The sequence below is a fragment of the Shewanella sp. 3_MG-2023 genome (assembly GCF_030548765.1).
Lineage (GTDB): Bacteria > Pseudomonadota > Gammaproteobacteria > Enterobacterales > Shewanellaceae > Shewanella.
In genome coordinates this window covers 66,479-78,308 of sequence record NZ_JAUOSH010000002.1, presented here as the reverse complement: position 1 = coordinate 78,308, position 11,830 = coordinate 66,479, and the positions used below count along the sequence as shown (strand labels likewise).

Genomic DNA, 11,830 nt, shown 5'->3' with positions numbered 1-11,830 from the left:
TGAGCTAAATGGAAAGTCCATCAACACTTCAATTTGTCGGTACCCGTTCTAGTTTCTTATTGCGTATCTTTGATATTGCCATTATTGCCGCCGCATTAATGATCATGATGCATAGCTATAATATTACTTTCAATAAGGACTACTTATTAGTGCTGATTGGGGTGCTGTTTTTTTATAGCTATATTGGTGAGTCTTTAGGGCTTTATCGCTCATGGCGTTCAGGGCGGTTTTCTACCATGTGTAGGATCGTCTCTTTGGATGTAACACTTGCCTTTGTGCTTATGACCCTATTGTTGTTTGTATTTAAATATAGTGAAGTTTATTCTCGGGTAACAGTGGGAGGATGGTATGTCTTAACACTTATATCTTTAGTGAGTTGGCGACTGTGTGTGCGTGAGTTTAAACGTTTTCGTCGTAAAAAAGGTTATAGCGTCCAAAAAGTAGCCATTGTAGGTTTAACTGAGGCGGGGCAACGCTTATATACTCAAATACAGAAACATGATGAGTTAGGTTTTGAGTGTGTTGGTTTTTACGATGATCGAGACCCTGAACGTATTGAAAACTTAGACTTATCTTGCCTAAAAGGCACTATTAACGATGCTGTCGATGTTGCACGTAAAGGTGAAATTCAGAAATTATATGTTTGCTTACCTATGATTGCGGAGCAGCGAACTGCCGATATTATTTTAGCGCTAGGCGACAGCACAGTTGATGTGCTCATTACCCCTGATTTTTTATTGAAAAACTTAATGCATGCACGCATAGGCAGTGTTGGCGAGGTTGATACCTTAAGTGTGTTTGAGTCACCCGTTAACGGGATGATGCGCTTTTATAAACGTAGTTTTGACCTTGCTTTTAGCGTTATGGCATTAATTGTTTTAAGTCCTGTCTTATTGGTTATTGCTTTCGCGGTTAAATTAAACTCCCAAGGTCCTATTATTTTTAAGCAAGATAGATATGGACTTGATGGGCGAAAAATTAAAGTGTGGAAATTTCGCTCAATGACAGTGACTGAAAACAGTAATGTGGTTATTCAAGCGAAGAAAGGAGATGCACGAATAACCAATGTTGGCGCATTTTTACGTAAAACCTCGCTAGATGAATTACCACAATTTTTTAATGTACTCATGGGGGATATGTCGGTGGTTGGCCCAAGACCACATGCGATTGCCCATAATGAAGAATATAGACATTTAGTTTCCTATTACATGCTTCGTCATAAAGTATTACCTGGTATTACGGGCTGGGCACAGATAAATGGCTGGCGTGGTGAAACCGATACCCTTGATAAAATGGAAAAAAGAATCGAATTCGACTTGGCTTATATAAGAAATTGGTCTATTTGGTTAGATGTGAAAATTGTCTTTATGACATGCTTTAAAGGTTTTGTCGGTAAACATGTTTACTAAAAATCACAATGAAAGGAATAGGTGATAACAATGAGAACAAAGCTAAATATATTTACACTATTAGTCATCTCAGCTGGGATAGCAAATGTGAGTGCTGAAGAAAAAGCTGGGGTAATTACCACTGAGTCCGGTGTTGATTTTATTCCAGCATTAAATGCAGGCTTAAAATATGACGATAATATTGCCAGTAGAAGTACAAATGAAGAAGAAAGTTGGATATTAACCGTAGCCCCTGCGGTGCAGGCAAAGATGCTCGATGGGAATAACATTTATACTATTGATGCCGGTATTGAGTACGGTGATTATTTCGATAGTAGCGACGATAACTACCTTGATGCACTCTTAAAAGCTCGCGCTCAGGTAGAGTTAAATCAAAGCAATCGTTTCAATCTTGAAGCTAAGTATTTTTACGGTCACGAAGATCGTGGTACTGGTGTGTTCGATTTTGGCTTTGATGATGGACTGCCAACAGAACCTGCTACCTATGATATTTTTCAAGGTGGTGGTTATTATGAGTATGGCGCTAAATCAACGCCGGCAAGAGTTAGGATTAATGGTTTATATGATTCTAAGGAATATACAAACTTTAAAGAATTAACCCAGTTCCGTAATAAAGATAACGTTAAATTAGGGGCTACCGTTTTTTATGATACTCGAGCAGCCACTAGTATTTTTCTTGATTACCAATATATTCAAACCGCTTATGACGTCATGGATCCTGGCGGAGATAGAGACAGTGATACCCAAAATTTACAGTTAGGTGTTGAGTGGGAAGCAACCAGTACCACTGAGGGTTCTATTAGGATCGGCTATCAGAAAAAAGCATTTGATAATCAAGAGCGGGAAGATTTTAGCGGTGTAGCTTGGGATGCCAAGTTAACTTGGAAACCATTGACCTATAGTCAGTTTGACTTCTATACCGGTCGCAGTAGTGAGGACCCTGATACATTTGGTGATTATGTTCGTGAGACCACTTACGGGGTTAAATGGAACCATGATTGGAGCGACTTGTTTGGTACCACTCTCGGGTACGATCGAATACAAGACGATTACACAGGCTTTGAGCGTGAAGATACCACCAATGTTTATCGCGTTTCGTTCAATTTTGAAGTGTTGCGCTGGATGACGCTAAGAGCAGGTGCAGATATTGCTGACAATACATCAATACAAGAACGCTTTGATTACGATCGTAATATCTATTTTATCACTGCCGAAATGACCTTGTAATTATTGGTGCAATCATGAGATTTCTATTTTTAAGTCTAGTTTTAGCTCTTGTATCCATGATGCTGACATCGACTGCAGAGGCGGTCGAGTCTGATGATAGTTACCTATTAGGGGCTGGTGATACCATTATTATTCAAGTGTATGGTGAGGACGCCTTAACCTTGGAAACTCAACTCACCAATAGTGGCACCATTAATTTTCCTTTTTTAGGCCCAATTAAACTTAACGGTTTGACCATAAAACAAGTGGAGCAAATTGTTTATAAGGGTCTTAAAGGGGATTATTTTGTTGAGCCTAGTGTCTATGTCGGAATGGTGGAATATCGACCTTTTTATATTCACGGCGAGGTTAAAAAACCGGGTGGCTATCCATATCAGCCAGGAATGACAGTTAACCAAGCCATCGCACTAGCCGGTGGGCTGACTGAGCGGGCTTCAGAAGACAAAATCAATATTTCCCGAGAAGGCGCAAAGGTAAACTCCAAGCGTGGCAACATTAACAGTAAGATTTTTGCTGGTGATACTATTACCATTGAACAGAGGTTCTTTTAAATGACTCAGCAGGAAAGGCGAGCCAACCCATTGCCTCAAATTCAAATGGATCAGCTAATTGATTTCAAAAAGCTAATAAAACCTGTTATGCGTTTTAAATGGCGCATATTAACCTTTGCGATGTTGATTACTGCTTTGGTTATTTTTGTCGTATTGAAAATGACGCCAATATACAGTGCAAAGTCTACCTTATTGATCGAATCAGAACAGGCTAATGCTATTAAAATAGATGAAGTTTATGGTATTAATTCAGGGCAGCAAGAATATTATTTAACTCAATTTGAAATTATAAAATCACGCTCAATTGCAGAGCGAGTATTTAACGAATTAGATTTAATAAATCACCCTGCATTTGTCTCAGAACCAAGTTTGTTTAGTCAACTAGCCTATTTACTCGATTTTATTCCAAAAGAATATATTCCCGAAGAGTACCTACCTGATGACTTATTGCCTGAAGGGAGTGCTACAGAAAATGTTGACCAAGAAATTGTTAAGCAACAATTAATCGATACCTTTGCCGAAGATATCAGTATTTCACCGGTTAGAAAAACGCAATTGGTCCATATTCGTTATGAAAGCTCAGATCCCGCCTTGGCCGCATTAGTGGCTAATGTGGTGGGAGATACCTATATTTTAAGTCAATTGGAAGCAAAGGTTGGCATGACACAAAAGGCCAATACTTGGTTAGGTGGAAGGCTAGAAGAGCTAAGATTAAAGCTAGATGAATCTGAAACACGCTTAGAATCTTTTAAGCGGGCGAATGGTCTGGTTGATGTTGAAGGGGTCACAGCGTTAGATGCTAAAGAGCTCGAACGATTAAGTGATGAAATTGCCATGGCACGCTCACGCAAAGCGCAGGCAGAGAGTTTTATTACCGTGGTCAGGCGCTACGGTGCTACTGATATCAGCCGTTTAGAAAGCTTACCTGAAGTAACCTCCCATCCCTCGATTCAAAATGTTAAGCGTGAAGTGGTGATTGTTGAAAGAAAAGTTTCTGAGCTTGAGCAAATTTATGGGCCAAAGCATCCAAAAATGATCGCGGCAAAAGCTGAGCTTAAATCAGTACAGAGTAATTTACATAGCCAAATAGCAAGATTAGTGAGAGGTATTGAAGAAGAAGCGCAAACAGCAGGACGTAAGCTGAAGGGGTTAGAAGCGCAGTTTAATAAATCAAAAGGCTCTTTTCAAAACCTGAGCACTATAGATACTGATTTCCGTCGCATGCTGCGTGAAGTTGATACTAATCAACAATTGTTTGATAGCTTTCTTGCTCGTCAAAAAGAAACCGAAGTGACCGGCAGTTTTGACTCGCCTATCGCCCGCTTTACTGACAGAGCGATTGTGCCAATCTATCCTACTAAACCCAATAAAAAGCTGATTGTAATATTGACCTTTTTTGCCAGCTTAGGCTTTGGGGTGGTGATGGTATTAATACTGGATGGGTTAAATGACACAGTTAAAAATAGCGATGACGTAGAGAAAATATTATCGCAGCGGGCATTAGGTTATATTCCAAAAGCCAAGAAAAGAGCTACTTATAAAGAGATTAACTTCGCCTTTTACGATAATAATCAGCCTTTACATGCAGAAGCGGTTCGCACTATAAGAACATCGATGTCATTAATGGCCATGGGCAGTGACTTCTCTACCATTGAAGTGACATCATCGACGCCTAACGAAGGGAAAACCAGCACTTCAATGAACTTAGGCTTTGCTTTTTCTACGATGGAAAAAGTATTGATAATTGATGCGGACTTACGTAAATCCAGTATGGGCGAGCGTTTTGGTTTACCCTCTTATCAGCCAGGGCTTGCTAATATATTATCAGGTACAGAAAGCTTGCCTCATTGTATCGTTGCTGATGTTAAACCTAATGTCGACTTTATGCCTGCAGGAGCGGTGCCACTTAACCCGCAGGAGCTTCTGTCTTCGAGCCAGTTTCCGAAGTTATTAACCTTGCTGAAAACTCAGTATAGTAAAATCATTATCGATACCCCGCCAATACATGCCGTCAGTGACGCATTGATTATTACTTCGTTATGTGATGCAACGGTATTAGTGGTAAAAGCCGATCATACCCGTAATGAAGTGATTAAATTAAGCTTAGCAAAATTAAATCAAGCGAGAAGTAAAGTCTTTGGTGTCGTTCTAAACCAGTTTAATACGAAAGATGCACAGCATTACCAAGGTGACTATGGCTACTATAAAGCTTACGGCGCAGATCAGACTCCTAAAGATAAACCTGTGCAGTTTGCAGATTATGCCGCCAAAGATAAGCCTAAGCCGTTTTCTGACTTGGACAATATAAAAGTATGATTGATTTACATTGCCATGTATTAGCCAATATCGACGATGGAGCTAAATCCGTTGATGAAGCACTGAGTTTAATGGCTTTGGCACAGGAGCAAGGGGTAACCCGCATGGTGGCAACCCCGCATATCCATCTAGGCATATATGACAATGATATCAACTCAATATCTGCAGCTTATAAGGCGCTTTCACAAGCCCTAGTTAGCTCTAACATTGCTATTGAATTGCGCGCGGCAGCGGAAGTGCGGATTTCACCAGAAATCGTCTTGTTTGTTGAGCAACATAAATTGCCTTTTATTGGTCATTATCAGCAAAAAGATGTCCTACTATTAGAGTTACCCAGTAGCCATATCCCAGCGGGAACAGATAGGTTAATTAGCTGGTTATTGAGTAAAAATGTATTACCGATGATTGCTCACCCTGAACGTAATAGAGAGCTGCAAAACCACCCCCATAGAATTAAGCCCTTTGTCCAGTCCGGCTGTCTATTGCAGTTGACCGCAGCTTCGTTATTGGGGGATTTTGGTGATGCGCCAAAACAGTTAAGTGAGCATTTTTTAGAACAGCGACTGTATACCATCATCGCTTCAGATTGCCATTCCTTAAAACGTCGCCCACCTAAAATTGCCCAAGCAAAGCAATTGGTTAGTAGCTTAGTTGATGAAGAGTACGCTTTTGCATTAACGACAGATATGCCCAGAACTATTTCTAATTCGCTATTTCAATAATCATAAGGTGATGACATAAAATGTTGAAGTTTAAAATGATAAAAAACTTCACTTGGTCAAGGCAAAGGCTGATATATGTATTTTTACTCCTTTTGCTAGCGGCGATATTGCCGGTTATTGTGCAAAAAGGCATGGCCAGTGCGTATCATTTTAAATCCCGATTCTATATTGATCATTGGCAGAAAAATAACCCTCCTACCCAGCTTCAATACTCAGCGGCATTATTGGCCGCTGATAATGCTTATAACCTTGATAGTAAAAACCCTCACTATTTATTGACCTTGGCAAAAGTCATGGAGTGGGGCGTATATGCAAATTTTGCCGCTGCCAATAACGCACTATTTAACCAGTTATATACCAATGCCATTTCCCAAAGGCCGACATGGCCTAATGCTTATAGTGATTACGCATATAATTTAGCCTTCATTCAGCATGATGTGTCACAAGTATGGCCTTTATTAGATAAGGCTGTACTGTACGGTCCTTATACCCCTGAAGTATTGCATCAAATTCTAGCCATCGGTTTTGCATATTGGCCTCAGTTAACCCTAGTACAAAAGAAAAACGTTTTTGAAACGGCGCGGATTTCAGCTATGGCTAGCTGGGACGTGCGCACTGATTTGAAGCGCTTAGCCACGCAATATGACATGACGCCAATAGTATGTACCTACTTTAAATTTATCACCCCAGAGTTTACTCCCAAAGATAAAAACTGGGTTGAAAAGGAACTGTGTCGTTAATGGATACTCTTGCCAAACCAACGAAGGTTTTCAGCGGACGCTTTGATCATTTTATGATATTGGCTCTGTGTGTGGTGATTATTTGGATGCCAATCCCTTTAGGCAGTAATCGTATTTGGGCGTTGGCGATCCTTGAATTTACAACAATATCACTGGGGATAGTACATCTTGGCTATTGCCTGAAGCATGATAGTGCATTTTTTCGCTACCAGTGGCAAAAGCAATTATTGCTCCCCCCAGGGCTGTTATTGATATATTTATTTTTACAGTATCTTAATTGGCTTCCAGGTATTGATAGTGTCGACCCTTACCAGACTCAACAACAACTCCTTAAGACTCTGTGTTATTCAATTTTTATTTTCTTATTAAGCCAATATTGTCAGCATTCTAAAACCTTAAGGTGGCTGTTTATAGCAATTATCTTATCAGGGTGTTTGCAGGCTTTTTATGGGGTGATTCTGAATCTACTGCAGTTAGATGCCTCGCCCATTTTAGGTTTTAGTGATGGCGAAAAGGCCCGTGGATCCTTTGTGTATCAAAATCATTTTGCTAATTATTTAGCCTTATGTTTAAGCATTGCGTTTGGTTGGCTGTTATCAGAGCTTAAAACCACTAAGCACGATCAAGATAAGCGCGCCATGCTTATCGGGATGATATCAACACTATTAAGTCGAAAATTAATTTTACGTTTAGCAATCGTGTTGATGGTTATAGGACTAATAATGAGCCGTTCGCGGATGGGCAATGCGGGCTTTTTTGCTGCTTTAGGCCTGATGTCGGTTATTGCATTATTTATTTACCGCCGCCCGCCGACATTGTTTAAACCCTTAGTTATCAGTATTTTTATTTTAGATTTGATTATTGTTGGTTCGATTTTTGGGATTGAAAAAGTTAAGCAGCGCTTAGCTGAGACCAGCTTTGCTTCAGAAACCCGCGATAATGTGGTTATTGATAGCTTACCTATCATTCAAGATAATCTTTTTACAGGTACAGGAGGAGGCAGCTTTTATACGGTTTTTCCGCAATACCAACCCCAGTTTTACTCTGGTTTTTATGATCATGCCCATAATGAATATGTGCAATTTGTAATTGAGTATGGTGTTGTTATGACGGTGATATTAGGCGCTTGGGTGTTGTATTCGTTTTGGCTTGCTTGTCGAACAATGTATCTACGCAATAACAAGCTTTATAAGGGTATCGCATTTGGTTGTGCTATGGCTATCGTATATATGCTCTTGCATATCTCGGTTGATTTCCATCTACAAGCACCAGCCAATACGTTACTGTTTTTAACCATAATAACCCTGTGTTGGTCGGTTCGTTATTTACCTTCTGAGCCTCAGCGAAAGGCTCGAAAATCATTTTAGTTTTACTTTTACTATACAATTTAGCGCTAGTTAAATAAGGATATTTTATGAAAGTTGTCATTCCCGTTGCAGGTTTAGGCACGCGTATGTTGCCAGCTACCAAAGCCATACCTAAAGAAATGTTACCCATTGTTGATAAACCCTTAATTCAATATATTGTTGATGAATGTGTCAGTGCGGGAATTAAAGAAATTGTATTGGTGACTCATGCCAGTAAAAATGCAATTGAAAACCACTTTGATAAATCTTACGAGTTAGAGTCAACCTTAGAAAAACGGGTTAAACGTCAGTTATTACATGAAGTGCAGTCTATTTGCCCTAAAAATGTCACCATTATGCATGTGCGTCAGGGTGAGGCTAAGGGCTTAGGCCATGCGATATTATGTGCAAAACCCTGTATTGGAAATAATCCATTTGCAGTGGTGTTGCCCGATGTCATTTTAGATGCCTACTCAGCGGATCAGCGAACTGAAAACTTAGCTTCTATGCTGGTGCGTTATCAGGAGTCCCAAGCCAGTCAAATTATGGTGGCCCCTGTACCTGATGAGCAAGTGAATAAGTACGGCATTGCAGATTGCGCTGGTGAAACCGTGATGGCTGGAGAGTCAGTCAAAGTGTATAAAATGGTTGAAAAGCCTGCAGTGGGTCAAGCGCCGTCAAACTTAGCCGTGGTTGGTCGTTACGTGTTGTCCGAAAAAATTTGGGATTTACTAGCCCAAACGCCGCCGGGCGCAGGGGATGAAATTCAATTAACTGATGCTATTGATATGCTGATTAAATCTGATGCGGTGGAAGCTTTTAATATGACGGGTAAATCCCATGACTGTGGCGATAAGCTTGGTTATATGAAAGCGTTTGTTGAATACGGTTTGCGAGATGCTAAATATGGCGGCGATTTTAGTCGTGAAATTAAACTGTTATTAACCGAATACGACTAATGTAAGTTAATGAAATTGTGATTTATATACTGTTATATGCGGTGCTACCGAGCCAGCCCTAGCGTCTTTGCTTGAAAAGGCTGACAAACTAAAACCTAATCTTCGATACTGTTGCGGCAATAACGCTAAAATGGTGTTTGAGGTTAGGTTTTTTGTACCTAAAATTTATGTTAATAATATATAAAACAGAGTTTTATGTTGTGTGGTCGAGGTATGGGTAAATAGCCTAATCAAAGCCATTATATTGTTGGATAGTCCTCCGCTAAACCGCTAAACCGCTAAACCGCTAAACCGCTAAACCGCTAAACCGCTAAGCTTGCTGATACTTCATAATCATTTAGTCGGTGAGTTAAGCTAACTTTACTTGGCGCTCAATTCTGAACGCGAAGGCATAGTTCGCCATTTCCTATCTAATTCGTCTATTTTTTAGCTTTTTAATTTATTTTAATAAGTCTAGCAATCTTAGAAATCAACTACCCCTAAGTGAGTATGGCTTAAGGTTATAGTTATCAAGGGGTTTTTATTGGTATTTGATGGTTTGACTTTATTTTGTCTTTTACGAAGGGTTAGATCCATCAAAATGTATTAATCGGATTGTATGTTTATTCCTATGATGTTTTCCAAGGAAGCGAAAGACACAAGGTATCACTGGTCAAACGGTCGGATTGAAAGGTTCAATCTGGATTCAGCAGTGTTAATTCTAGCAAATATGCCAGTCAGTTCGCTCCACCTAATTCTTAATATGTAAACTTAACCTGTAAGGCAGCAATGATTATGAATATCATCCAAAATCTTTTTGCTATTTCGCCCTATATTGCGTTGTTTATTACTCTGGCACTTGGTTATCTGATCGGCAAAATTACCATAGGACGTTTTGTTCTTGGTGGTATTGCAGGTACCTTGTTGATGGGAGTATTAATTGGCCAATTTGGTGTGCAAATAGACCCAGGTGTCAAAACCATCTTCTTCGCATTATTTATTTATGCGGTAGGTTATCAAGGTGGGCCTCAATTCTTTGGCGCGCTTAACTTCAAAACTATCAACATTTTACTTTCCGCTGTCGTGATGACGGTAACCGGTTTAATTACGGTATTAGTGGCAGCTAAGTTATTTAGCTTAGACAGTGGTACTGCAGCAGGTCTTGCTGCCGGTGGCTTAACGCAATCAGCCATTATTGGTACTGCTGGTGATGCGATATCTCAATTAGGTGGCATGACCGAAGAAGCTAAAAGCTTGATGCAAACCAATGTGGCTGTGGGTTACGCCGTAACATACATCTTTGGTTCGTTAGGCCCAATTTTAATGGTGTCATGGTTAATTCCGACCTTTATGAAATGGGATATCCGCGAAGAAGCACTAAAGCTAGCTGAAAAAATGTCTGACGGTAAGCCTGAGCTGGCGCCAGGTGAATTTAATGCGATGACAGATCTTGTGTCACGTGCTTATAAAATTCCTACAGACAGTCGATTAATTGGTCAAGATATTCAAACTGTAAACGGTGATCTGCTTGATACCGCTATCGAAATGATTTCACGTGATGGTCAAAACATTGAAGTTGATAAATCAGTGGTGATAAAAGCGGGTGACATCTTAGTGGTAACCGGTCTTCGCCAAGCTATCGCTGGACACATAGAGTCAGCCAAGCATGAAGTGGCATTACCACGTGGCACCGTATTAATTGAAGAAAATCGTCAACTTGTTGCTAATGACAAGCAATTAATTGGTAAAACACTTGCACAGATTAAAGCTGAAACTAACGTGGATACCTTACGTGGTGTGTATGTTACCGACGTGATCCGTGGTGGTAACTCGCAAAATATTTCAGCCGATTTTATCGTCCATAAAAATGACATTATTCAAGTCACTGGCTCTGCAAAAGATATTAACCGTATCGAAAAAGGCATCGGTAAGCGTTTAGTTTCATTATTTTCAACTGACTACGTACTGTTTGGTTTAGGTATGGTAGGTGGCTTATTAATTGGTCTGATTAACTTCGAAATAGCCGGTATTCCAGTGACAATTGGTTCAGGTGCAGGTTGTTTGATTTCAGGTTTATTTGTGGGCTGGTTACGTAGTCGTAAACCAAATATGGGATCACTGCCACTGGGCGCTTCAAACTTCTTACGTGACTTTGGTTTAGCGGTATTTGTTGGGGTTGTCGGTTTACAAGCAGGACCTCAGGCAATCGATATGGTTAAAGAAAACGGTTTAACCTTATTGTTCCTAGGTGTCGCGGTAACCATTATTCCACAAATTATCTCTTTCTTTATCTCTTACTACGTATTGAAGATTAAGAACCCGATTGAAGCACTAGCTTGTGTTGCAGGTGGCCGCAGTGCTAATCCAGGCTTTGCAGCTCTACTTGAAAAAGCAGGTAATGCAACACCGGTATTTGCTTTCACGGTCACTTACGCCATTGCCAATGTATTACTCACCCTTTGGGGTCCAATCATTGTCGGCATTATTTCAACCCAATAATTACCCTAGATAGTCGATGAGAGTGACGTCTCCTCTTATCGACTATCACCCCAAATTCACCCTTTTAAATTGATAAATAGGT

9 protein-coding genes are annotated in these 11,830 nt (G+C 40.1%); all 9 read left to right on the top strand.

Annotated features, from left to right (window positions below):
- Nucleotides 1–8 precede the first annotated feature (8 nt).
- Nucleotides 9–1,409 (top strand): undecaprenyl-phosphate glucose phosphotransferase, encoded by a 1,401-nt coding sequence (locus tag Q4591_RS01635; RefSeq protein WP_303459001.1) that lies wholly within the window; start codon nt 9–11, stop codon nt 1,407–1,409.
- 30 nt (nt 1,410–1,439) lie between these two features.
- Entirely contained in the window at nt 1,440–2,636 is a 1,197-nt protein-coding gene (locus Q4591_RS01630; protein WP_102477064.1) for an outer membrane beta-barrel protein, read from the top strand.
- Nucleotides 2,637–2,650: 14 nt separating this feature from the next.
- Entirely contained in the window at nt 2,651–3,187 is a 537-nt protein-coding gene (locus Q4591_RS01625) for a polysaccharide biosynthesis/export family protein (RefSeq protein WP_102477065.1), read from the top strand.
- Nucleotides 3,188–5,503 carry a polysaccharide biosynthesis tyrosine autokinase gene (locus tag Q4591_RS01620; RefSeq protein ID WP_303458998.1) on the top strand — a complete coding sequence of 772 codons (2,316 nt, stop codon included), beginning with the start codon at nt 3,188–3,190 and terminating at the stop codon, nt 5,501–5,503.
- Nucleotides 5,500–6,225: a tyrosine-protein phosphatase gene (locus tag Q4591_RS01615; RefSeq protein WP_303458996.1), complete on the top strand. Its 726-nt coding sequence runs from the start codon at nt 5,500–5,502 to the stop codon at nt 6,223–6,225. The genes Q4591_RS01620 and Q4591_RS01615 overlap by 4 nt, the downstream gene beginning before the upstream one ends.
- 20 nt (nt 6,226–6,245) lie before the next feature.
- Complete coding sequence (locus tag Q4591_RS01610; protein ID WP_102439063.1) at nt 6,246–6,965, top strand: hypothetical protein; 720 nt, start codon at nt 6,246–6,248, stop codon at nt 6,963–6,965.
- A complete protein-coding gene (locus Q4591_RS01605; RefSeq protein WP_102439061.1) occupies nt 6,965–8,332 on the top strand; it encodes an O-antigen ligase in 1,368 nt (455 codons plus the stop codon). Before Q4591_RS01610 ends, Q4591_RS01605 begins: the two co-directional genes overlap by 1 nt.
- 47 nt (nt 8,333–8,379) lie before the next feature.
- Entirely contained in the window at nt 8,380–9,270 is an 891-nt protein-coding gene (gene galU / locus Q4591_RS01600; protein WP_102439059.1) for a UTP--glucose-1-phosphate uridylyltransferase GalU, read from the top strand.
- Between the two features lie 774 nt (nt 9,271–10,044).
- A complete protein-coding gene (gene aspT, locus Q4591_RS01595) occupies nt 10,045–11,748 on the top strand; it encodes an aspartate-alanine antiporter (RefSeq protein WP_102439057.1) in 1,704 nt (567 codons plus the stop codon).
- The last annotated feature ends 82 nt before the right edge of the window (nt 11,749–11,830 follow it).